General features: G+C 72.1%; 22 protein-coding genes. 12 read left to right on the top strand and 10 right to left on the bottom strand.

From position 1 onward, the window contains the following. Window positions 1-51: 51 nt before the first annotated feature. Window positions 52-660, top strand: coding sequence for a response regulator (locus NIE79_RS07825; RefSeq protein WP_238677901.1), 609 nt, complete (start codon window positions 52-54; stop codon window positions 658-660). A 143-nt stretch (window positions 661-803) separates the two neighbouring features. Beyond that, window positions 804-1,151, top strand: coding sequence for a histone-like nucleoid-structuring protein Lsr2 (locus NIE79_RS07820; RefSeq protein ID WP_238677900.1), 348 nt, complete (start codon window positions 804-806; stop codon window positions 1,149-1,151). A gap of 125 nt (window positions 1,152-1,276) precedes the next feature. Here the strand turns inward: NIE79_RS07820 and NIE79_RS07815 are convergent, their stop codons facing one another. Together NIE79_RS07815 and NIE79_RS07810 are read right to left on the bottom strand one after the other, a co-directional pair. Further along, entirely contained in the window at window positions 1,277-2,560 is a 1,284-nt protein-coding gene (locus tag NIE79_RS07815; protein ID WP_238677899.1) for a hypothetical protein, read from the bottom strand. A gap of 295 nt (window positions 2,561-2,855) precedes the next feature. Next, entirely contained in the window at window positions 2,856-3,731 is an 876-nt protein-coding gene (locus tag NIE79_RS07810) for a PDDEXK family nuclease (RefSeq protein ID WP_238677898.1), read from the bottom strand. Window positions 3,732-3,895: 164 nt separating this feature from the next. Here NIE79_RS07810 and NIE79_RS07805 point away from each other — a divergent pair, with 164 nt between their 5' ends. The 5 genes from NIE79_RS07805 to NIE79_RS07785 are packed head-to-tail and all read left to right on the top strand — an operon-like array spanning window position 3,896 to window position 6,325. Further along, window positions 3,896-4,087 (top strand): hypothetical protein, encoded by a 192-nt coding sequence (locus tag NIE79_RS07805; RefSeq protein ID WP_146754562.1) that lies wholly within the window; start codon window positions 3,896-3,898, stop codon window positions 4,085-4,087. Next, window positions 4,084-4,464 (top strand): Asp23/Gls24 family envelope stress response protein, encoded by a 381-nt coding sequence (locus NIE79_RS07800; protein WP_238677897.1) that lies wholly within the window; start codon window positions 4,084-4,086, stop codon window positions 4,462-4,464. The genes NIE79_RS07805 and NIE79_RS07800 overlap by 4 nt, the downstream gene beginning before the upstream one ends. A gap of 1 nt (window position 4,465) precedes the next feature. Beyond that, entirely contained in the window at window positions 4,466-4,987 is a 522-nt protein-coding gene (locus NIE79_RS07795; protein ID WP_238677896.1) for a DUF6286 domain-containing protein, read from the top strand. Next, window positions 4,984-5,544 (top strand): hypothetical protein, encoded by a 561-nt coding sequence (locus NIE79_RS07790; RefSeq protein ID WP_238677895.1) that lies wholly within the window; start codon window positions 4,984-4,986, stop codon window positions 5,542-5,544. Before NIE79_RS07795 ends, NIE79_RS07790 begins: the two co-directional genes overlap by 4 nt. A gap of 55 nt (window positions 5,545-5,599) precedes the next feature. Beyond that, entirely contained in the window at window positions 5,600-6,325 is a 726-nt protein-coding gene (locus NIE79_RS07785) for a helical backbone metal receptor (RefSeq protein ID WP_238677894.1), read from the top strand. 21 nt (window positions 6,326-6,346) lie between these two features. Here the strand turns inward: NIE79_RS07785 and NIE79_RS07780 are convergent, their stop codons facing one another. Beyond that, window positions 6,347-7,303 (bottom strand): TerC/Alx family metal homeostasis membrane protein, encoded by a 957-nt coding sequence (locus NIE79_RS07780; protein WP_372471423.1) that lies wholly within the window; start codon window positions 7,301-7,303, stop codon window positions 6,347-6,349. Window positions 7,304-7,529: 226 nt separating this feature from the next. Between NIE79_RS07780 and NIE79_RS07775 the strand changes: the two genes are divergently transcribed. Then, window positions 7,530-7,922 carry an FKBP-type peptidyl-prolyl cis-trans isomerase gene (locus NIE79_RS07775; protein ID WP_238677893.1) on the top strand — a complete coding sequence of 131 codons (393 nt, stop codon included), beginning with the start codon at window positions 7,530-7,532 and terminating at the stop codon, window positions 7,920-7,922. A gap of 78 nt (window positions 7,923-8,000) precedes the next feature. Here the strand turns inward: NIE79_RS07775 and NIE79_RS07770 are convergent, their stop codons facing one another. Then, entirely contained in the window at window positions 8,001-8,387 is a 387-nt protein-coding gene (locus NIE79_RS07770; RefSeq protein ID WP_238677892.1) for an STAS domain-containing protein, read from the bottom strand. Window positions 8,388-8,568: 181 nt separating this feature from the next. Here NIE79_RS07770 and NIE79_RS07765 point away from each other — a divergent pair, with 181 nt between their 5' ends. Next, complete coding sequence (locus tag NIE79_RS07765) at window positions 8,569-9,585, top strand: SMP-30/gluconolactonase/LRE family protein (RefSeq protein WP_238677891.1); 1,017 nt, start codon at window positions 8,569-8,571, stop codon at window positions 9,583-9,585. A 61-nt stretch (window positions 9,586-9,646) separates the two neighbouring features. Here NIE79_RS07765 and NIE79_RS07760 read toward each other — a convergent pair whose 3' ends face one another. After that, entirely contained in the window at window positions 9,647-10,915 is a 1,269-nt protein-coding gene (locus NIE79_RS07760) for a L,D-transpeptidase (protein ID WP_238677890.1), read from the bottom strand. A gap of 743 nt (window positions 10,916-11,658) precedes the next feature. On the opposite strand from NIE79_RS07760, the gene NIE79_RS07755 reads away from it, so the two are divergent. Together NIE79_RS07755 and NIE79_RS07750 are read left to right on the top strand one after the other, a co-directional pair. Then, complete coding sequence (locus tag NIE79_RS07755; RefSeq protein ID WP_238677889.1) at window positions 11,659-12,624, top strand: sugar phosphate isomerase/epimerase family protein; 966 nt, start codon at window positions 11,659-11,661, stop codon at window positions 12,622-12,624. A gap of 22 nt (window positions 12,625-12,646) precedes the next feature. After that, window positions 12,647-14,734: a PQQ-dependent sugar dehydrogenase gene (locus NIE79_RS07750; RefSeq protein ID WP_238677888.1), complete on the top strand. Its 2,088-nt coding sequence runs from the start codon at window positions 12,647-12,649 to the stop codon at window positions 14,732-14,734. A gap of 83 nt (window positions 14,735-14,817) precedes the next feature. Here NIE79_RS07750 and NIE79_RS07745 read toward each other — a convergent pair whose 3' ends face one another. The 4 genes from NIE79_RS07745 to pdhA form a co-directional block, all read right to left on the bottom strand. Continuing rightward, a complete protein-coding gene (locus tag NIE79_RS07745) occupies window positions 14,818-16,497 on the bottom strand; it encodes a right-handed parallel beta-helix repeat-containing protein (RefSeq protein ID WP_238678058.1) in 1,680 nt (559 codons plus the stop codon). Window positions 16,498-16,632: 135 nt separating this feature from the next. Further along, window positions 16,633-18,000: a dihydrolipoamide acetyltransferase family protein gene (locus NIE79_RS07740; protein WP_238678057.1), complete on the bottom strand. Its 1,368-nt coding sequence runs from the start codon at window positions 17,998-18,000 to the stop codon at window positions 16,633-16,635. Next, window positions 17,985-18,989, bottom strand: coding sequence for an alpha-ketoacid dehydrogenase subunit beta (locus tag NIE79_RS07735; RefSeq protein WP_181539337.1), 1,005 nt, complete (start codon window positions 18,987-18,989; stop codon window positions 17,985-17,987). The genes NIE79_RS07740 and NIE79_RS07735 overlap by 16 nt, the downstream gene beginning before the upstream one ends. Further along, a complete protein-coding gene (gene pdhA / locus NIE79_RS07730; protein WP_372471422.1) occupies window positions 18,986-20,152 on the bottom strand; it encodes a pyruvate dehydrogenase (acetyl-transferring) E1 component subunit alpha in 1,167 nt (388 codons plus the stop codon). The genes NIE79_RS07735 and pdhA overlap by 4 nt, the downstream gene beginning before the upstream one ends. A 105-nt stretch (window positions 20,153-20,257) precedes the next feature. Here pdhA and NIE79_RS07725 point away from each other — a divergent pair, with 105 nt between their 5' ends. Next, window positions 20,258-20,764 carry an Lrp/AsnC family transcriptional regulator gene (locus NIE79_RS07725; protein ID WP_238677887.1) on the top strand — a complete coding sequence of 169 codons (507 nt, stop codon included), beginning with the start codon at window positions 20,258-20,260 and terminating at the stop codon, window positions 20,762-20,764. A 10-nt stretch (window positions 20,765-20,774) separates the two neighbouring features. On the opposite strand, the gene NIE79_RS07720 is transcribed toward NIE79_RS07725, so the two are convergent. Next, complete coding sequence (locus NIE79_RS07720) at window positions 20,775-21,746, bottom strand: DNA polymerase domain-containing protein (RefSeq protein ID WP_238677886.1); 972 nt, start codon at window positions 21,744-21,746, stop codon at window positions 20,775-20,777. Window positions 21,747-21,754: the final 8 nt, after the last annotated feature.

Genomic DNA, 21,754 nt, shown 5'->3' with positions numbered 1-21,754 from the left:
CTGGGGAACGGCGCAGACATGCCGGGAGCCTCCACCTTGCGACTCGTCGTCGTGGACGATCACCCCCTTTTCGTCCGCGGCCTCGAGTTGCTGCTCCCGATCACCACCAACGGTCGCGCCGAGGTGGTCGCCTCGACCGGCGACGCCGCCGCGGCGGCGGCCCTGGTCAGCAACTGCCGCCCCGACCTGGCCCTGGTCGACCTGCACATGCCGCCACCCGGCGGCATCCGGGCGGTGGCCGCGATCCGGCGGACCACCCCACGGGTACGGGTGGTCGCGATGTCCGGTTCCGCCGACCCCGGGCCAGCGGTTGAGGCGCTGCGAGCCGGCGCGGAGGGGTTCCTGCCCAAGACCAGCGAACCGGAGGAACTGCTGCCCCCGCTGCTGGCCATCCTCGACGGCTGGGCGGTGCTGCCGGCCGAACTGCTGCGCGCCATGCTGCGGCCCACGCGCTCCGCGCCCGTCGACCTGGACGGCGAGGAACAGCGGCTGCTGCGGGCGATCGCCGCCGGCCGCAGCACCGTCGACATCGCCGAAGAACTGCACGTCTCCGAACGGACGGTGAAACGGATGACCGCCGCGTTGCTGCGCAAGTTGCGGGTCTCGAACCGTGCCGAGGCCGCTGCCATCGCCGGTCACAGCGGCATCCTCGGAGAATGAAGCCTCGCCACCGACCGATTCACGGTTTTGCCCGGTAACGGAATCGCGACGCGCCGAATGAATAGAAGGCATATTGTTGCGGATTACCGGGGTGATAGGTCAGACTTTGGACACATCCCGCCGCACACAGGGAGTAATCGGCAATGGCGAGAAAAGTAATCACGGTCCTGACCGACGACCTCGACGGTGGGAAGGCCGACCGGACGGTTGAGTTCAGTCTCGACGGCGTGGCCTACACGATCGATGTCTCCGACGAGAATGCCGGCGTCCTGCGCAAGACGCTCGATCCGTACATCAATGCGGGTCGGCGGATCGGGCGCGGCCCGGTGGAGAGCACCCGTTCAGTCCGGCGGCCGGGGCGACCCGCCGGCGCGGGAATGGATCGGGAGCAGAACCGGGCCATCCGGGAATGGGCCGTCAAGAACGGCTACAAGATTTCCGAGCGCGGCCGGATCCCGGTTGAGGTCGTCGAGGCGTACAAGAGCCGCTGACACGACTCGACGGGGCCCCGCCGGAAACGGCGGGGCCCCGTCGTCTGTCCGGGCGCCCGTTGCGAGGCGGCGGCCGGCCACCCCGGGTTGTCGCCCCGAGTGGCCGGCCGCGGTGGTACGTCAGCTCAGTTGACGTCGATGCGCACCGAGTCGAAGGCGGGGGTCTGGTTGGCCCGCTCCATCATCGGCAGGCGGTGCGAGCCGTCACCGGCCCAGACGGAGCACTGGGCGGTACCGGCCTCCGGCAGACCCGGAATCTGAATCGTCACCTCGTCGGGCTGTGCGCCGCCGCGACCATCCTCGGTCGCGACGAAGAACGCGGGCACCTCCTGCGGCTCCGGCGGAGCGGTCAGGCTGTCCAGCATCCGGCAGGCGGTGTGGAAGTGACCGCGGACCAGGCCCTGGTCGTTGAGGAGCGAGCTCTCCACGTAGTAGCCACCCTGACCGGCGGCCAGGAAGCGGTCCCGGACCAGGTTGCGGGTGCTGACCCGCAGGGTGAAGGCCTGGTTCTGGCCGACCTGCTCGGGGAACTGGGTGATCAGCAGCGACGGGTTGTTGGCCGCGGCGCCGACCTCACCGAACTCGGTGCTCACGCAACGGTCGCCTCTCTGGAAGCCGTCGTGCGGCTGGAGCCGGCTCTCGTCGCAGTCGTTGGCGAGCACGCCGAGCCCTGCGCCGGGCTCGGTGCCACCGCCGTTGTTGCCGCCACCGTTGTTGCCACCGCCGTTGTTGCCGCCACCGGGAGTGGTGGGGGTGGTGGTGGGGGTGGTGCCGCCGCCGTTGTTGCCGCCCGTGCCGCCGGTGGGCTGCACCTGGCACTCGGCGAGTTGCGCGAGGCCCTGCGGCCGGGGTCCGGCCCGGTCGATGGCGGTCGTGATCCGGTCCAGCACGGCGCGACGCTTGCCGGCCAACGGCTGGAGGATCGCGCTGCGGATGAACGCCTCGCCCTTGTTGCCCTCGGCGGCGAGTCGGCGGTCCGCCTCGGCGATCTGGGTCTGCAACTGGGCGAGGTTGCGGTCCACCTCGGCCCGCGCCCGGTTCGGCACCTGCGGCAGTTTGGCCGCCACGTCCGGACAGGCGATGGCCGTGCCGGTGCCGACAGTGCCGTCCTTGCCGTCCTCGCACTCGGGGACCGACTGCTGTCCGTCGCCCCAGTGATTACGCACCCACCGACCGTTCTGCCAGGTCCGGCTGGTCGAGCCGCCGCCAGTCGGCGCGGTCGCGCCAGGGCTCGGCTCCACGCACTGCCCGGAAGCCGGACGGGGCTTATTTGTCCGCCGGTCCTGGGCCGACGAAATCTGAGTCACGGCGACAACTCCGCCGAAGACCGCGAGCGTGCCGACAACTGCCAGCAGACGCTTGCTCCGCGCGTTGCCGGAAGGCCGGCGCGCCCGAGTGGACCTGCGCATCGAATTGCTCTCCTTCTCGATCCGGTAGTGGATTTCTGCCCTCGGCGGACCGACGGATGTGAGTTGGCACGCCGCGGTGGCGACCCACCGTGACCTACCCGGTAATGCGTCGATGGCCGACGATGCCCTTTCCGCACCGTCTCCCGCGCCCGGTGGACGCGGATGGGGAGATCCTGTTCATTCGCGCAGGAGTACGGGGCTGCGGCTGGGAAGGTTCAACAGACGCACAGGAAATTGCCGCGACCCGACACGGAGCCGGTGCGAAGCAGGGATCAGCAGGTGAAACGGGCGCTGGTCAGTCGGCGCAGAGGTGGTCGAAGGCGAAGCCGCCGACCAGTTCGTGGCGGCGCCGGCTCAGCGCGGCGATCTGCGCGGTCCACTCGGCGCGCGACGGCAGGTCGGCGACGGAGTTGTCCCGCAGTCGTTCCCCCACGGCGACGGCGGCGAGATCCTCGGCCAGGCGGGCCGCGTCGATGCCGCAGGAGAATCGGTGTTCGGTCACCGAGACCTGCTCGATGAGGCACGCGTCGGGGCGTACCTGCACCCAACTCCACCCCTGCGCCGGCCCGTCCACCCAGCGGACGTGCAGCCCTCGCACGATCGGGTCGGCCACCTGCCCGGCCACGTACGCCTCGACCGCCGCCGCGCGGGTCAGCGCGCCGAGGTCGTTGACAGGCCCGGTGCGCCCGTCCGGCAGCCGGCCCAGGATGTCCCGGAAGCCCACCGGTGCCGGTTCGGTCCCGGCGGCGGTGGACCCGCCCGCCGCGTAGGCGCGCGCGTCGATCACGTATTCGACCAGCCTGCGGCCGTGCTCTGCGGCGCTCAGCGTCGGCGAACCGATCCGCAGCACGGGCAGGTCGACGGCCACGCTCACCGCGTCCTTGAGCCGCTCCAACCGCTGCTCGGCCGAGCCGGGAGACGGCACCGGGCCGATCTGCACGGCGACGACCGGACGGCCGGTGTCGGCGGCGTAGACCACGAAGTCGAAGCTGGCGCGGCTCGCCGAGGTCCACTGGCTGCCGGTGACACCGGGTGGGCGGCCCTGAACCAGGTCACTGAGCCGGCGCGCCGCCAGGACCCGGTGACCGGCGCGGCTGACCAGCGCGTCGCTCCCCGCCTCGGCGGGCATCGCCCGCAGCCAACCGCGGTCGTTGCTCCCGATGCTCGTCATCTGCCTGATCCATCCGCCGGTCGGTCGAGCCGGGACGAGTCTAGGTGGTCGATCATGGGCCACCGACTTCTCCTGTGACGCGGATCACAGCAGCGCCGACGTTCCAGGGATGGCCGCCCTGTGTATCCAGCGACCGCCGGTACCGGACCGGCCCGGAGGTGACCATGTCGCGACAGCAGTTCGGCTTCCTCGCCGGGTTCCTCGCCGTGGCGGTCTGGGCGCTCGCCGGCGTCGGCGTGGCCGCCCTGGCCGTGCTCGCCGGACTGCTCGGCTGGCTGGTCGTCCGAGTGCTCGACGGCGACCTCGCGGTGACCGGTCTCGGCGACCGCCGCGCCGACGCTCGGCGGCGTCGATGACCACCCGCCCGTCCGCGGGGACGAACCCCAGCACCGGCCTGACCGCCGGGACGACCGGCCCGGAGCGCCGCCCGGGCGACACGGCGGACGTCGCGCGGATCGCCGTGCAGGCGGCCAGCCTCGTGCCGGGCGTGTCCGTCGTCCGCCCGGCGGCGGTCCGCCTGGACGACCGGTCCGTCGCACTCGACCTGCACCTGATCACCTGGTACGGGCACAGCGTGCCGACGATCGCCGAAACCGTCCGGGCGGTGGTCACCGACCGGGTGGCCGCCCAGACCGGGCTCAATGTGGCGGTGGTGACCGTCACCGTGGACGACCTGCTCGTCCCCGGCGTCGACTCCTCCGGCACCGGCACCGCCACAGTGAAGGACGGCTGAAATGCGCACCGCCAACCGGGTCGCCTCGCTGCTGCTGGCCACCGTCCTCCTTCTCGGCGGCGCGGCGGCGGCCGTCCAGGCGTTGCTGCTCACAGTGCACCGACCGACGCCGCTCGACACCACCGCCTGGCTCGACGCGCTGAGCGGCACCCGCTGGCGCGACCCCACCGTCCGGGCCGCGGCCGGCGGGGCGCTCCTGCTGGGCCTGGCCATCCTCGTCGCCCAACTGCGCCGCTGGACACCGGTCCGCCTACGCGCCGACGAGCGCGACGGCTGGTACCTGCACCGGCGCTGTGTGGAACGGCGCCTCGCCGACGCCGCCAGCGCGGTGCCGGGCGTCCGGCGCGCCCGGGTCCGGGTCCGACGGCGCGGCGGCCAGTGGCGCCCCCGGGTACGCGCGACCGGCGACCCGGCGGCCCGGGCGGAGATCGAGTTCGCAGTGCACCAGGAGTTGCGCCACCTCACCGCGCCCCGCCCCGCCCGGATCGACGTCCGGCTGCTGCCTCGGCGACGGCCGGCGTGACAAACGCCGGGCATCGACTGCTGTGGACCATCATCGCGCTGCTGCTGGTGGCGGGCGGCGCGGCGGCGCTGACGGCCAGCCTCGGCACGTTGCCCGGAGCTGACCCGGCGGCGGTGCTGCTCAGCGCCGAGTTGGTCGACCGGTGGCGGCTGGCCGCGCCGTGGAGCACCCTGGCCGCGGCCGTCGCCGGAGCGCTGTTCGCGCTGGCCGGGCAACGCCTGCTGGCCCGGGAGCTGCGGGGCCCGGACGGCACGCTGCGCGGCACCCTGAGCCACCCCGGACGCCGGCCGGGCCGGACCCGGCTGGCCACCGACGTTCTCGCCGACGCGCTGGTACGCGACCTGACCGGCAACCCCGGGGTGCGCCGGGCCCGGGTGGTGCTCACCGGCGCGCCACCGCACCCCGACGTGTGGATCCGGGTGGACCTCACCGCCGACGCGCCGGCCGCCGGCGTACGCGAGCACGTTCGCGCCGCGGTCCGCCGGTTCGCGGCGACGACCGACTGCCAGCCCGCGCATCTCGACGTGACCGCCCGCATCGAGCCCGGCCACCCCTGAACCCCGACGCCGACCCGACGGGCATGATCGGTGTCGGGCGAACGGAGGTACGCGGGTGCGGGTGGTGTCGCTGGTGCCGTCCCTGACCGAGGCTGTGGCGCTGACCGTGCCGGGAGCGCTGGTCGGGGCCACCGACTGGTGCAGCCACCCGGCCGGGCTCGACGTGGCCCGGGTCGGCGGCAGCAAGTACCCCGATCTGGACCGGGTGCGCGCGCTGCGGCCGGACCTCGTGCTGTTGAACGTGGAGGAGAACCGCCGGGCCGACGCGGACGCGCTACGGGCGGCCGGCGTACCGGTGCGGGTCACCTACCCGCGGACCGTTCCCGGCGCGTTGACCGAGCTGGGCGATCTGCTGACCGAACTGGGCGCGCCGAGCGAGCCGGCCTGGTTGCGGGCCGCCCGGCAGGCGTGGGCGACGCCACCCCGGCTGACGACGACCCGCCGCGCGGTGGTGCCGGTCTGGCGTCGGCCGTGGGTGGTGCTCGGCGGCGACACGTTCGCCGGTGACGTGCTGCGCCGCCTCGGCGTACTGAACACCTACGACGAGCACCCCGAACGCTATCCCCGCCCGACCCTCAGCGAACTACGCGAGCGGGAGCCCGACCTGGTGGTGCTGCCCGACGAGCCGTACCGGTTCACCGCCGACGACGGGCCGGAGGCGTTCCCCGGCGTACCGTGCGCCCTGCTCTCCGGGCGGCACCTCACCTGGTACGGCCCGTCCCTGGCCGAGGCACCCGCGCTGCTCGCCGACCAGTTGGCCCGGCCGGTGCGGGTCGGCTGACCCCGGACGCCGTTCGGCAGCTCAGCCGTCGGTTCGGCGGCGGGCGGCCAGGGTGCTGGCGCCGATGGAGACCGCCAGGGTCAGCAGCACCACGGCCAGGGTCAACCAGACCGGCAGCTTGCCGACCGGGGTCTCGGCGAGGATCAGCTTCAGCCCGGCGAAGGCCAGGAGCAGCGCGAGCCCGTACCGCAGGTAGCCGAAGTGCCGCAGCAGGCCGGCGAGGCAGAAGTAGAGACTGCGCAGCCCCAGGACGGCGAACGCGGTGGCCGTCCAGACGAGGAAGGTGTTGGTGGTGATGGCGAGGATCGCCGCCACCGAGTCGATGGCGAAGACCACGTCGGTGGCCTCGATGGCGACGAGCGCCACCAGCAGCAACGTCGCCACCCGCCGGTCGGCCACCCGGGCGGTGAACCGGTCGCCGTGGTATCGGGCGTCGGTGGGCACCAGCCGCCGGAACAGCCGGACCACGACGTTGCGTTCCGGGTCGACGTCCGGCTTTCCGCGTACGGCCAGGCGCCAGCCGGTCCAGATCAGGAACGCGCCCAGCACGAACCCGGCCCAGGCGAGCCGGTCCAGCAGCTCGGCGCCGGCGAAGATGAACAACAGCCGGAAGACGAGCGCCCCCACGACACCCCAGAACAGCACCTTGTGCTGGTAGCCCGGCGGCACCTGGAAGTAGCCGAAGAGCAGCGCGAAGACGAACACGTTGTCCACCGAGAGCGCCTTCTCCAGCAGGTAGCCGGAGAAGTACGCGATGGCCGGGTCACCGCCGAGGCCCCACCAGACGACCAGCCCGAACAGCAGACCCGCGCCGATCCAGACGGCGCTCCACAGCAGCGCCTCGCGAAGCTCGATGACGTGGTTGTCCCGGTGCAGGAGCACGTCCACGGCGAGCAGCACCGTGATCACCGCACCGACCGCGGCCCACGCCCACAGCGGGACCGCGACCGTCGCCTCAGCCACCGACGCCCTCCGCATCGACCACTGTGCACCGCCCGTCACCAGGCCGGCCGGCCCTTTCCGAGCCTAGGTGAACGCCCCACCCGGAATCGGGCGGTCCACCAAAGTCGGGTCGGGCCCCACGACGACGATCCGACAGCCGCCAGTGGCGGCAGGTTGCGGGTCCGCCGCACATCGGTGAGGGGTGATCCGGCAGGATCGACGGTGACCGGACACATCACCCAACACGGCAGGAGATCCCCGCATGACCCAGGCAGCAGGCGCCCAGTCGGGCAAGCCCGAGGTTGGTCCGATCGAGGGTGCACCGCCGGCCGACCTCGTGATCGAGGACATCACCGTGGGCGACGGCCCGCAGGCCGAGCCGGGCCAGCTGGTCAGCGTGCACTACGTCGGCGTGTCGCACTCCACCGGCGGCGAGTTCGACTCGTCGTGGAACCGGGGCGAGGCGTTCGACTTCCCGCTCGGCGGCGGTCAGGTCATCGCCGGCTGGGACCAGGGCGTCGCCGGCATGCGCGTCGGCGGTCGCCGCCGCCTGACCATCCCGCCGCACCTGGGGTACGGCGACCGGGGTGCCGGCGGCGTCATCAAGCCGGGCGAGACGCTGGTCTTCGTCGTCGACCTGCTCGGCGTTCGCTGACCGATTGTCGGGGTCGCCGGCTCACGCCGGCGGCCCCGCGCCCGGTGCGACGGTGGCGGCCCACCTCGTCGACCAGCGTCAGGCGGCCAGTTGCAGGTCAGTGGTCGCGACCACCGGGCGAGCCTTGGCCTCGATCGGCGAGGTCAGCTCCAGAATCGGCATCACGCGGTGCAGCCCACTGACGCGCAGCACCCGCGCCACCACCGGGCTCGGGTCGACCAGGACCAGCTCGCCACCGCAGGCCCGCACGCGCAGATGCGCCGCGAGCAGCGTGCGAACGCCAGCGGCGGAGAGCAGCCGCAACCCGGACAACTCCAGTTGAAGCACCGGGCGGGCCGGCGCGGACCACAGCGCGGAACGGAACGCGGCCACAGTGGCGATGTCGATCTCGCCGGCCACCCGCACGAGGACCATCTGGTCACCCACGCTGACCTGCACGTCCAGCCGGTCGCTGTGCTCTTCCATGCCCAGAAATCTAGCCGGCACCACCGACACTTTCGCCCCTCCACGGAGTGATTCCGGGTACGCCCAGGGGCATACCCCGAGGTGCCCCGCCTCCCTCTCGGGGTGGAGTCAGGGCCCGGACGGCGCGCCGCGCGGGCCCGGAACCCGGGGGTCGGCCGGCATTCGGGTGGAGAATAGGTCGATGCTGATCCCCCGGCCCCGGCCACCCCGGCTGATCCGCCCCGTCCGCGAGCCGGCGACCAGCCCTCCGGCGCTGGCCGGGGCGTGGGCCCCCACCGACCGCCGGCTCGATGATGCCGAGTTGCTCCCCCTCCCCGCAGGTGCCGTCGGCCCCGAGGACGTGCTGGTCGACGGCGCCGGGCGGGTGATCAGTGGTGACGAGGACGGTCGGCTCTGGTGGTGGCCGGTGGACGCGCCGGCCGGCACCCCGCCCCAACTGCTGGCCGAGACCGGGGGCCGTCCGCTCGGCATCGAGCTGGACCCGTCCGGCGAGGCCCTGGTGGTCTGCGACGCGTACCGCGGGTTGCTGCGGGTCACGCCCGACGGCACGGTACGTGAACTGACCGGAACGGCGCCCCCGGTGCACCTGGCCAACAACGCGACGGTGGGCCGTGACGGCACCATCTACTTCACCGACAGCTCCGACAGGTTTCCGGTCTCGCACTGGAAACGGGACCTGCTGGAGCACCGCCCCAACGGGCGGGTGCTGGCCCACCACCCGGGCAGCGGCCGCACCGAGGTGGTGACCGACGGGCTGTACTTCCCCAACGGGATCGCGCTGACCCCGGACGAGTCGGCGCTGATGCTCGTGGAGACCAGCACCCACCGCCTGCTGCGGGTCGAGCTGAGCGGCGGTGTGCGGGTCCTCGCCGACCTGCCCGCGTACCCGGACAATCTCGCCTCGGTGGGCGACGGGACGTACTGGATCGCGCTGCCCAGCCCCCGGGTACCGATCGCCGAACGGCTGCTGCCCCATCCGCGGCTGCGCCAGATCGCCGCCCTGCTGCCCGACGCGATGCAGCCGCAACCACGCCGCTACGGGCTGGTCGCGTTGGTCGACGACGCGGGAACGGTCCGCCGGACGCTGCACGGCCCGAACGGGAACTATTCGATGATCACCGGGGTACGCCAGCACGGCGACCACCTCTGGCTGGGCAGCCTGACCGGTTCCGGGGTGGCCCGCGTACCCCTGGGGTGACGGGCGGCGACAGGGCCGGTCCGCCGTCGTGGCGGGCCGGCCCTGTCCTGCCGCAGGTGTCTCAGCGACCGCTGACCGAGGGCGCCGGTGCGGGCGATCCGCCGGCCACCGCACCCGGGTGCGCCGGGGCGACCGGCGCGGGCTTGAGCCCGGGCGGCACCGGCAGAGCGCTACCCCGGGCGAACTCGTCCCAGCTCACGTTCCACGCGGTCCAGCCGTTGCCCGGCTGCAGCTCCACCTCGGTGCCCTTGACGGTGACCAGGTCACCAACCTGCGTCACCCCCATCAGCCAGTCGGCCGCGGTGGCGGAGACGTTCGCGCAACCGTGCGAGACGTTGGTGTTGCCCTGGTCCCCCTCCGACCACGGGGCGGAGTGGATGAACTCGCCGCCCCAGGTGTAGCGCTGGGCGTCGTCGACGTCGACCACGTAGCCACCGTCCGGCTCACCCCGGGTGTCGAAGGTGACCCGCTCGTGCTTCTCCATGATCACCATCTTGCCGCTGGAGCTCGGCGTGCTCGGCTTACCCAGGCTCACCGGGATCCGGCGGACCTGCTTGCCGTCGCGCAGCACTGTCATCTGCTTGGTGGCGTTGTCGATCTCCAGCGAGACCTGCCGTCCGATCTTGGAGGTCGCGGTCCGCTCGGCGTCGCCGACCAGTTTCTTTCCGATCGGCAGACCCTCCAGACCCGCCCGGACACTGACAGTGGTCCCGGGCTTCCAGAAATCGGGGGCCCGGTAATAGACCTGACTTCCATCCTCAAGCCACGACCAGGCACCAGGTTGCGGTGGATTGGTCTTTACGAACAACCGCCGCTGCACATCCGCTCTGGCCTCTTTCGGAATTCCTGGGTCGAACGCCACAGTTACCGGCATCGCCGTGCCGTACGTCCGATTGCCGTTGAAATAGAGGGTGCTGGTGATCTGCGGTTTGGTCGATTTGGCCATCGTCGTGAACGTGGTGGAACGGGTCGTGGTGGCACCGGAGTCACCCGTCGCGGTCACCTCGGCGGTGTAGGTCCGTCGCGGTTGCAGCGGGGCGCTCGGCACCCAGCCGGAGCCGTCCTCGCGCGGCTCGGCGTTGACCTGCTTGCCCTTGTCGTCGGTCAGTCGTACGCCGGTGACCCGGCCGCCCTTGACCACGGTGCCCACCTCGGCGCTGACCGGGACGTCCCGGGCCTTGTCCCCCGGTGTCACAGCGAGCTCCGGTGGGGCGGCGTGCTTCTTGGCCGAGCCGGTCGCCGAACCCCGGTCGGCGGTGCACGCACCCAGGACGAGTGGTGCGGCTGCGATGGTTACCGCCAACAGCGTCAATCGCCGCCTAGACGTCATGTTCAGTCCCCCCGTTTTCGACTTCCCTCCGCCACATTCTTGCTCGCTTGAGGCGACCATTCGCGGCATTCCGAAATAATCGACAGCGCATTTACCGACGCATTTTCCGACAATGCTCCGCTTGGCCGGAACAGGGGTTCAACCGACCCGTGTCATGCGCTTTGCTCCGCTTGAGCGGCGCAACGTCGACTGTCCGAATGGCGGGGGCACCCGAGGGTGGGCCCGGTGCGCAACCGGCACAGGGAAGCGGTTGCGCTTCATGATCGACTCGACGTCAAGGAAGTCGCGGCATCCCGGTCGCGCTGACACCGCGACTTACATGAACCCGAGTGGATCACGCACCGGGGCAGCGCGGGCCGAGCGGGCGGCGCGGGGCGGCCGAGACGCCGATCGCGCGCGGCGCGGTGGGCACGGGAAGTAGAAGGTCACGCCGCGTGGCGCACCTCGTGGGCGGACTTTTGTCAGTTGAAGCGAAACTTCCGGCGAACGCGACAAAGCTTTGCCTTCGTCCGGAGGCAAGGGTAGGGTCTCGATCTAGATAGAGGGTTGCCCATTCGTCGATCAACTTGCCGCCACCTCTGCCGGGTCGCCGCGTTCCGCTCCCCGATGGGTCCGGGCCGCACCCGCGCCGTCCCTCACCGTCCAGCCGGAGCCCGCCTCCGGCCGGTTCGGCGCGCCCGGCGGACGGCAGTCAGGTCGACCGCCGCCGACGGCGTACCAGCCGTCAGGAAGGGACCACCACCATGGATCAACAACTCAACCGACCGGGGCCGACACCGGCGTCCGAGCCGGTCAGCCGGCGTGGAGTGCTGCGCGCCGCGACCGTCTCCGCGGCCGCTGTCGGCGCCGCCGGTCTGCTCGGCGGCACTGCCGTCGCCGCGCCCGCCGCATCCACCGGGCAGGCCCAGGGCCGCCGCCGGGTGCCGGTGGACCGGATCAGCATTCAGCTCTACACGCTGCGCGATCAGCTCGCCGCCGACCTGCCCGGCACCCTGGACGCGCTGCGTCGGATCGGCTACCGGCGAGTGGAGCACGCCGGTTTCGTCGGACGCACCGCAGCACAGTTCCGGGCCGCGCTCGACGAGGCCGGGCTGCGTTCCACCTCCGGCCACGTCGGCATCCCGCAGCCGTTCGACGCCGCCACCTGGGAGCAGGCCCTCGCCGACGCCAACGTGGTGGGCTGCAAGAAGATCGTCCACCCGTACTTCGGTCGGGACGCGAGCGGTCAGCCGATCCGAGACCCCGCCGTCTACCGGGCCCTGGCCCGGGACCTGAACCGCGCCGGTCGGCTCGCCGAACGCGCGGGGCTCGACTTCGGCTACCACAACCACCAGCTCGAGTTCGTTCCGCTGACCGGCGGCTCGACCGGGTTCGACATCCTCAGCTCGCAGACCGATTCCCGGCTGGTGCACTTCGAGCTCGACCTCTACTGGACCTGGCGCGGCGCCCACGACCCGGTCGACGTGATCCGGGCCAACCGTGGTCGGATCCGCCAGGTGCACGTCAAGGACCTCGACGTCGAGGGTGGCTTCGCCGACCTCGGTGACGGCGTCATCGATTTCGGCCGCATCTTCGCCCACGAGCGGGAGGCCGGCATCGAGGAGTACATCGTGGAGCGTGACGACGCGGGCACCGCGCCGCGCTCCCCCGCCGACGCCCTGGACACCGCTCGCGTCGGCTTCGACTATCTCGCTTCACTTCGGTACTGAAACCACCCGGGGGACTCACCTGATGAACAGGACCGCATTCGCGTCCGCCCTGCTGCTGGTGACGGCCGGTCTGGCCGTACCACCGTCGGCAGCGGCCGCAGCGCCGGCCGCGCCGCCGGACAGCAGCTTCCAGAAAGTGACACTGAACGACTTCCCGGGCGAGCCCATGAGCCTCGCCGTCCTGCCCGACCTGCGGGTGCTGCACACCTCCCGCACCGGTGAGGTCCGCATCCACGACCCGCGCACCGGGCTGAACACCCTCGCCGCCGACATCCCGGTGTACGAGCACGACGAGGAGGGGTTGCAGGGGGTCGCCATCGACCCGAACTTCGCCCAGAACAAGTGGGTGTACCTCTACTACTCGCCGCCGATGGACACCCCGGTGGACGACCCGGCGACCCCGGGCGTCAACGAGGGGGATGCGCCGGAGACCGGCACCGAGGCGGACTGGCAGCGGTTCAAGGGCGCGCTGCGACTGTCCCGCTTCAAGCTGGACGGGATGAAGCTGAACCTCGCCAGCGAGCAGCAGATCATCGACGTGCCGACCGACCGGGGCATCTGCTGCCACGTCGGCGGCCAGATCGACTTCGACAGCAAGGGCAACCTGTACCTGTCGACAGGTGACGACAGCAACCCGTTCGCCTCCGACGGCTACATCCCGATCGACGAGCGGGCCGACCGCCACCCGGCGTACGACGCCCAGCGCACCTCGGCCAACACCAACGACCTGCGCGGCAAGCTGCTGCGCATCAAGGTGAAGGCCGGTGGTGGTTACACGGTGCCCGCCGGCAACCTGTTCAAGGCCGGCACGGCGCAGACCCGCCCGGAGATCTACGCGATGGGGCTGCGCAACGCGTTCCGGTTCGCCGTCGACAGGCGTACCGACAACGTGTACGTGGGCGACTACTCCCCGGACGCTTCCAACCCGGACCCGGAGCGCGGGCCGGCCGGGCACGGCCGGTGGATGCTCGTCGACAAGCCGGCGAACTACGGCTGGCCGTACTGCGTGACGCCGACGATCGCCTACCGCGACTACGACTTCGCCACCGGCGAGTCCGGCGCCAAGTTCAACTGCAAGCGCCCGGTCAACGACTCACCGCACAACACCGGCAAGCGCGTGCTGCCGCCGGTCGAGCAGCCGGAGGTCTGGTACGCGGCCGCCCCCTCGGCCGAGTTCCCGCAGCTGGGCACCGGCGGCATCTCTCCGATGGGTGGCCCGGCGTACGAGTACGACGGAACCAGCACGTCGCGCACCCGCTGGCCGGCCTACTACGACGGGGTGCCGCTGTTCTACGAGTGGTCCCGCGACTACATCAAGGAGTTCCGCCTGGACTCCGACGGCGACGTGACGGACATCCGTCCGGTGGCGCCGTCGCTGGTGGTGGACAACCCGATGGACATGGAGTTCGGCCCGGACGGCGCGCTCTACGTCCTGGAGTACGGCGACGGCTACTTCGCCGAGAACCCGGACGCGCAGCTGTCCCGGATCGACTTCGTCCGGGGCAACCGGACGCCGATCCCGAAGATCAGCGGCACTCCGACCGTCGGACAGGCACCACTGACCGTCGCGTTCTCCAGCGCCGGCACGACCGACCCGGACGGTGACAAGCTCAGCTACGCGTGGGACTTCAACGCGGACGGCTCGGTGGACAGCACCGCTCCGAACGCGAGCTGGACGTTCCCGGAGAACGGCTCGTACACGCCGACGTTGAAGGTCACCGACCGCACCGGACGGTCCGCCTCGGCATCCCTGCCGCTGGTGGTCGGGCCGACCGCGCCGATCGTCGAGTTCGTCACCCCGGAGGCCGGGCAGCCGTTCCAGTTCGGGCAGACGGTCGCGTACGAGGTGAAGGTCACCGACGACCTGCCGGTGGACTGCTCCCGGGTGAAGGTCACCTACGTGCTCGGGCACGATGAGCACGGGCACCCGCTGTCCACCTCGACGGGTTGCTCCGGGTCCATTCCCACCTTCCTGGACGGTGGGCACAGCGGCGCGGACAACCTGACCGCGGTGTTCGTCGCGGAGTACACCGACGCGGGCACACCCGCCCAGTCCGGCTCGGCGACGGTGGTGCTGGACCCGACCCCGGTGGCCGGTCTGGCCGGCTGATCAGCTAACCGAGACAGTGGCGGCGGCCGGATCCTTCCGGCCGCCGCCGCACGTCGTTCAGGGCCGGGCCCGGACCGAGCCGGTCAGCTCCAGTCGCTGTCCACGTGGTTGTCGCGCCACCGTCCGCCCACCGGCGGGGTGTCCAGTCGCATCCCCTCGTCGGCGTTGCCGGCCAGGTCGTTGTCCTCGACCCGGCAGTCCACGCAACTGCCCCGCTCGGTGATCCACAGCCCGTGCGTCTGGGTCGGGTTGTCGTGGTTGTCCCAGACCCGGTTACCCCGGATGGTGGCCGAGTCGAACGGCGCGTCGATGGTGATGCCGGCCCGCAGATTCGGTGCGGCGGCCAGCTCGTAGCCGCATCCCGGCGGCGGCACGTCCCCGCTCCACGCGGTGAACGCGTCCGGGCGGACCGGGGCGAGGGTGAGTTCGTCGCCGGTGTTGGAGGCCACCATCGCGACGGCCTTCCCAACCCGCAGGACCTTGCCCCGGTGCCCGTCGTGCGGCCAGCTGGCCGACCGGTCCACCAGGCACCGCTCGCTGTAGCGGACGGCGTCGCCGGTACCGCCGGTGCCCTCGCCGTACTGCCGTCCGTTGTTGCGGATCCGGTTGTTGAGCAGCACCGCGTCGGTCATCTGGTGGTCGATCCGGATCGCGTCGAGGCCGTTGCCCCAGAACTCGTTGCTCTCGATCACCACGTCCCGGATCGAGTCCCGGTAGCCGCGCCCTAGGTCGTGCGCGTGATAGCCGTGCCGGCCGTTGCCGCTGATCCGGTTGCCCCGGACGGTGTACGGGCCGGGGCTGTTGCCGATGCTGACCCCGTCGCACATGTTGCCGTCGATGACGCAGTCGGTGAGCAGCCCGCCCCGGCCGGCCACCGACGAGGTGCCCTGCGCGGACACGTCGAACCCGGTCTCCAGGTTCCCGGTCATGGTGCAGGCGGAGACGATCAGGCCGTCGGCGCCCCAGTCGGAGATGCCGAAGCGGTTGCCCTGGCTGTGGCAGCCGACGATGCGGTAGCCGCGCGGCGGCGGCCAGTAGTCCTTCTGCAGCTCCAGGAAGATGCCGTTGGTGCCGTTGGCCAGTGCGGTGCAGTTGGCGATGGTCAGCCGCTCCACAGTGCCCCAGCCACCGATGCCGATCCCGATGCCGGCGCCGCCCATCTGCTCGCCGTTGTCCAGTCGGCCACAGCCGACCACCACCACGCCGTCGATCAGGGAGTCCTGGAGGAAGTCGCAGCCCAACCCGGTGGCCGCGGTGTGGTGGATGTAGAGGTTGCGGAAGACGCCCCGCACCATGTACTGGATGCCGAGGCCCTTGGCCAGGTAGTTGTACTCGGCCATGGCGACCCCGGAGCCGTCGATCTGAAAGTCCGAGAAGGTGCAGTCGGCGATGTGCCGGTCCCGGTCGGCGCCGTGCTGCACAGTGGTCCAGAAGGCCAACGGGGTGGGGTCGGCCCGGTTGCCCTCGTTGCTGAGCATGAACCGGGTCGCCGCCGGGCCAGCCCCGATCAGCGACACACCGCTGCGCCACACGGTGCCCGCGTCCCGGATCGAGTAGATGCCCGGCGGGCAGTAGATGACCCGGGCCCGCCCGTCCGAGGCGTACCCGGCGCCGAGGCGGTCCACGAGGGCGGCCAGCGCCGGCTGGTCGTTGGTCGCGCCGTCACCGGTGAGCCCGTACTCCAGCGCGTCGCAGTACAGCGGCGCGCCGGCCGAGGCGGGCCGTCGTACCCGGACCGAGTTCAGTAGCAGCTCGTTCGCCACGGCCACGGGCGGGCTCCCTTCGACGCGTTCGGTGCGCTCCGGCGGGGCCGACTTCCCGGTGAGGCCGCCGGGAAACCCCGGGCGCGCGTCGGCCCCGGCGCCGCACGGGCGGCGCCGGGGCCAAGGGGGTACGCGTCAGACGGCGGCGATCAGCAGTGCCGGTCGCTCCACGCAGTCGGCGACGTGCCGCAGGAAGCCGCCGGCCACCCCGCCGTCGCAGACCCGGTGGTCGAAGGTGAGGCTGAGCTGGGTCACCTTGCGGACGGCGAGCTGCCCGTCGACCACCCACGGCTTGTCCACGATCCGTCCGACCCCGAGCAGGGCCGCCTCGGGGTGGTTGATGATCGGCGTGGAGCCGTCGACGCCGAACACCCCGTAGTTGTTCAGCGTGAAGGTGCCGCCGGTCAGCCGGGCCGGGGGCAGGCTGCCGGCCCGCGCGGCGGCGGTTGTCGACGCCAGTTCGGCGGCCAGCTCGGCGGTGGTGAGCCGCTGGGCGTCGCGCAGCACCGGCACCAGCAGCCCCCGGTCGGTCTGCGCGGCGATACCGAGGTGCACCCCGGCGGACTGGACGATGCGCTGCGCCTCGGTGTCGACCCGGGCGTTGAGCTGCGGGAACCGGCGCAGACCGCTGAGGCAGATCCGGGCCAGCAGGGCCAGGATGCTCACCGGCGCGTCGGGCGTCGCCGCGTTGATCGCGGCGCGAGTCTCCAGCAGGCCGGTGGCGTCCACGTCGACCCAGATGGTCACCTCCGGGATCTCCCGCCGGCTGCGGGAGAGCTTGTCGGCGATCACCTTGCGGACGCCGGTCAGCGCGACGATCACGTCGCCGTCTCCGACCGGGGCCGACCCGACCTGCGGGTCCGGCACGGCGGCGAGCCGGGCGGCGGGCGCGGTCAGTGCGGCCTCCACGTCGGCGCGGCGGATCACACCCCCGGGCCCGGTGCCTCGCACCGTGTCGAGGTCGACGCCGTGCTCGCGGGCCAACCGCCGCACGATCGGCGAGATGACCAGGGCGGTGACCGGCGGTGCCGGGTCACCGGATGGGGCAGCCGCGCCGGACGCGGCACCGGCGCCGCTCGGGCCGGCGTCGACTGGTTCGGGGGCCACCGCCAGGCGGGGCCGACGCCGGCGACGGGTGGCAGTGCCGTGGCCGGTGCCGTACCCGATCAGCACGTTGCCGGAGCCGGCCCGCTCCTCCTCGCGGTAGGTGGCGTGCCCGGCGGGCTCGTCGCCCCCGTCCAGCGGCGCAATGGTGATCAACGGCTGGCCGACCGGGCGTACCTCACCGGCCGCGCCGTGCAGGGTGACCACCCGGCCGGCGTACGGGCAGGGCACGTCGATGACGGCCTTGGCGGTCTCCACCTCGACCACGCTCTGGTCGACGGTGACCACGTCGCCCACGGCGACCCGCCACTCGACGATCTCGGCCTCGCTCAGCCCCTCGCCCAGGTCGGGCAGGAGGAAGACCTGCGTCCGTTCGACGGTGGTCATGCCGCCGCCCAACGTGCGTCCGGCTGGTCGTCCCACTGGAGGCGGGCCACCGCGTCGAGCACGCGGTCCACGCCGGGCAGGTGGGTGTGCTCCAGCATCGGCGCCGGGTACGGGATGTCCAGCCCGGCGACCCGCAGCACCGGGGCGTGCAGCGCGTGGAAGCAGCGCTCCTGCACCCGGGCGGCGATCTCCGCGCCAACGCCCGCGAAGCCGGGCGCCTCCTGGATCACCACGCACCGGCCGGTGCGCCGGACCGAGGCGGTGATGGTCTCGTCGTCGAACGGCACGATGGTGCGCACGTCGACGACCTCCAGATCCCACCCCTCCTCCCGGGCGGCCTCGGCGGCCTCCAACGCGACCGGCACCGCCGGCCCGTACGCCACCAGTGTGGCGTCGCGTCCGGGCCGGCGCACGACGGCCCGGCCGAACGGTTCGTTGCGGGTCGGCAGGGACGCCTCGGCGCTGGCGAAGTAGAGCTTCTTGGGCTCCATGAAGACCACCGGGTCGGGGTCCTCGATCGCCTCCCGCAGCAGCGAGTACGCGTCGTCGACGGTCGCCGGGGTGACCACCTTCAGCCCGGGGGTGTGCGCGTAGTACGCCTCGGACGAGTCGCAGTGGTGCTCGACGCCGCCGATCCCGCCCGCGTACGGCACGCGGATGACGATCGGCACGCTCAGCGCGCCCCGGGTGCGGTTGCGCAGCTTCGCCACGTGCGAGGCGATCTGCTCGAAGGCCGGGTACGCGAACGCGTCGAACTGCATCTCGACCACCGGGCGCAGGCCGGACATGGCCATGCCGACGGCGAAGCCGACGATGCCGGCCTCGGCGAGGGGGGTGTCGAAGCAGCGGTTCTCGCCGAAGCGGGCCTGGAGGCCGTCGGTGATCCGGAAGACGCCGCCGAGCGCGCCGACGTCCTCACCGAACACGACGACCCGGTCGTCGGCGGCGAGCGCGTCGGCGAGCGCGGTGTTGAGCGCCTTCGCCATGGTGGTGGCCATCAGGCGTCACCCTCCTCGGCGTGGGCGGCGGCCAGTTCGGCGCGGACCTGCTCACGCTGTTCGATCAGCTGTGGGGTGGGCTCGGCGTAGACGTGGTCGAAGAGGCTCAGCGGGTCGACAACTGGCTGCTCGTTCATCCGGGTCCGCAGGTCCGCCGCGCACGCCTCGGCCTGCTCGCCGATCTCGGCGACCGCCGCGTCGTCGAGCACGCCGCGGGCGCGCAGGTAGGTCTCCAGCCGGGCGACCGGGTCCCGGTCCCTCCAGGCATCGACCTCGGCGCCGTCGCGGTAGCGACTGGCGTCGTCGGCGTTGGTGTGCGGCTCCATCCGATAGGTGTGCGCCTCGACCAGGAACGGCCCCTTGCCGGCCCGGGCGTGGGCGACCGCGCGGGTGAGCACGGCGAGCACAGCGACCGGGTCGTTGCCGTCGACCTGCTCGCTGGGCACGCCGTAGCCGACGCCCTTGTAGGCCAGCGACGGCGCGGCAGTCTGCCGCGACAGCGGGACGCTGATGGCGTACTTGTTGTTCTGCACGAAGAAGACGACCGGCGCCTTGAACACGGCGGCGAAGTTGATCCCCTCGTGGAAGTCGCCCTCGCTGGTGGCGCCGTCGCCGATGAAGGCCAGCGCCACTGTGTCGCGACCCTGGTACGCCTCGCCGTGCGCCAGCCCGGCGGCGTGCACGCACTGGGTGGCGAGGGGGGTGCACTGCGGTGCGGTGTGCACCTGGGTGGGGTCATAGCCGCAGTGCCAGTCGCCGCGCAGCAGGGTGAGCACCTCGACCGGGTCGATGCCTCGGGCAACCAGCGCCATCGACTCGCGGTAGGTGGGGAAGACCCAGTCGGTGTCGCGGACCGCGAGCACCGCGCCGACCTGGCACGCCTCCTGGCCCCGCGAGGACGGGTAGACGGCGAGCCGGCCCTGCTTGGTCAGGGCCGTCGCCTGGGTGTCGAAGCGGCGGCCGAGCACCATCCGCCGGTACAGCTCGCGCAGCACCTCGGCGGGTGGTTCGGGGTAGTCGGCGCGGGCGGGCAGCGGCGTGCCGTTCTCGGCGAGCAGGCGGACCGGCTCGGCGTCCGGTAGCAACGAGCGCGCCGGGTCGGGCGGGGTGACCGTTCGACGGGTGCGCGGGGATGCCCTGCGGACCGCCTGGGGAGTGGTCGTCACGGCGGAACCTCCTGGGACGTGTGGTGAGCCTATGCTTCCGCTTGTGGATGATTGACTCAAGATCGACACAGAAGGCGGGACGGTTGGCATGCGGAGGGCACATCAGTGAGCCAGGAGACCGCCGACGAAGCGAGCCGGGGCGCGGGATCGGGACGATCGGCCCGAGCGTTGGACGAGGTCGACCGGCGGATCCTCGACGAGCTGGTCCGCGACGGTCGGACGTCGGTGCGCACCCTGGCCGAGCGCATCCACATCTCCCGCACCAACGCGTACGCGCGGGTGGAGCGGTTGCTCCGCGACGGGGTGATCACCGGGTTCCGCGCCCAGGTGGCGCCCGAGGCGGCCGGGCTGGGCACGTCGGCGTACATCGCTCTGACCATCGAGCAGAACACCTGGCGGGAGGTGTCGGCCGAGCTGGCCCAGGTGCGCTACATCGAGCACGCCGCGCTGCTCGGCGGTGACCACGACGTGCTCGCGCTGGTACGGGCACCGGACAACGCCGCGCTGCGCGACGTGGTGCTGGGCCGGGTGCAGAGCATTCCCGGGGTGCTGTCCACCCGCACCTGGCTGGTCTTCGAGGAGTTCGACGGGGTTGGCAGCCCCTGGTCGTGACGGCCGAGGCTCAGCGCTCCGGAGGGGCCTCCAGCCCGTCGCGGTCGGCCATCTCCAGCAGCGGCTCCAGTGAGTGCCGGTCACCGTCCAGACCGGCGTGCGGGTCGCCGCGCTCGGCGAACCGGGCCGGCATGCTGAGCACGTCGAAGTCCTCCGGGCGGGCCTGGTCCAGCTCCGACCAGTCCAGAGGGGCGGAGACCAGCGCGGCCGGCGTCGGCCGGATCGAGTACGCCGAGGTCACCGTGTGGTCGCGGGCCATCTGGTTGTAGTCGACGAAGACCGGCCGGTCCCGTTGCTCGCGCCACCAGGTGGTGGTGACCAGGTCCGGCAGCCGACGCTGCATCTCCCGGCCCAGCGCGAGCACCGCCCGACGGCAGTCGCCGAAACTCCACAGCGGCTCGATCGACAGGTAGACGTGCAGCCCCCGACCACCGGTGGTCTTCGGGTAGCCGGTCATGCCCAGCTCGGCGAGGAACGCCCGCACCTCGTGCGCCACCGGCACCACCTGCTCGAAGCCGACGCCGGGCATCGGGTCCAGGTCGATGCGCAACTGGTCGGGGCGTTCCACGTCGGCGGCGGTGACCGGCCACGGGTGGAACCGCAGGGTGCCCAGGTTGGCCGCCCAGATGACCACTGCCAACTCGCTCGGCGCGACCTCGTCGGCGGTACGGCCACTGGGGAAGGTGATGTGTGCCGTCCGCACCCACTCGGGCGCGCCGGCCGGCAGCCGCTTCTGGTAGAACGCGTCGCCCCGGTTGGTCTGCCGGGTGGCGATCGTCGCGCCTTCGAAGACACCACGAGGCCAGCGTTCCAGCATGGTCGGCCGATCCCGCAGCGCCCGCAGGATGCCCTCGCCCACCGCCAGGAAGTAGCGGACCACGTCCAGCTTGGTCAGCCCGCGCTCCGGAAAGTACGGCTTGTCGGGGCTGGAGACGCGGACCAGCCGCTCCCCCACCTGGATCTCCTCCGCCGCCGTGGCCACGCCCTGAG

Origin of the sequence: Micromonospora trifolii, from assembly GCF_022229005.1 — a bacterium.
GTDB classification, from domain to species: Bacteria; Actinomycetota; Actinomycetes; order Mycobacteriales; family Micromonosporaceae; genus Micromonospora; species Micromonospora trifolii.
This window is presented reverse-complemented; position numbering and strand designations above follow the sequence as displayed.

Coding starts and splice junctions, on each gene's coding strand:
- NIE79_RS07820 (WP_238677900.1), top strand. CDS start 804: ATGGCGAGAAAAGTAATCACGGTCCTGACCGACGACCTCGACGGTGGG.
- NIE79_RS07815 (WP_238677899.1), bottom strand. CDS start 2,560: ATGCGCAGGTCCACTCGGGCGCGCCGGCCTTCCGGCAACGCGCGGAGC.
- NIE79_RS07810 (WP_238677898.1), bottom strand. CDS start 3,731: ATGACGAGCATCGGGAGCAACGACCGCGGTTGGCTGCGGGCGATGCCC.
- NIE79_RS07805 (WP_146754562.1), top strand. CDS start 3,896: ATGTCGCGACAGCAGTTCGGCTTCCTCGCCGGGTTCCTCGCCGTGGCG.
- NIE79_RS07800 (WP_238677897.1), top strand. CDS start 4,084: ATGACCACCCGCCCGTCCGCGGGGACGAACCCCAGCACCGGCCTGACC.
- NIE79_RS07795 (WP_238677896.1), top strand. CDS start 4,466: ATGCGCACCGCCAACCGGGTCGCCTCGCTGCTGCTGGCCACCGTCCTC.
- NIE79_RS07780 (WP_372471423.1), bottom strand. CDS start 7,303: ATGCGGAGGGCGTCGGTGGCTGAGGCGACGGTCGCGGTCCCGCTGTGG.
- NIE79_RS07775 (WP_238677893.1), top strand. CDS start 7,530: ATGACCCAGGCAGCAGGCGCCCAGTCGGGCAAGCCCGAGGTTGGTCCG.
- NIE79_RS07770 (WP_238677892.1), bottom strand. CDS start 8,387: ATGGAAGAGCACAGCGACCGGCTGGACGTGCAGGTCAGCGTGGGTGAC.
- NIE79_RS07765 (WP_238677891.1), top strand. CDS start 8,569: ATGCTGATCCCCCGGCCCCGGCCACCCCGGCTGATCCGCCCCGTCCGC.
- NIE79_RS07760 (WP_238677890.1), bottom strand. CDS start 10,915: ATGACGTCTAGGCGGCGATTGACGCTGTTGGCGGTAACCATCGCAGCC.
- NIE79_RS07755 (WP_238677889.1), top strand. CDS start 11,659: ATGGATCAACAACTCAACCGACCGGGGCCGACACCGGCGTCCGAGCCG.
- NIE79_RS07750 (WP_238677888.1), top strand. CDS start 12,647: ATGAACAGGACCGCATTCGCGTCCGCCCTGCTGCTGGTGACGGCCGGT.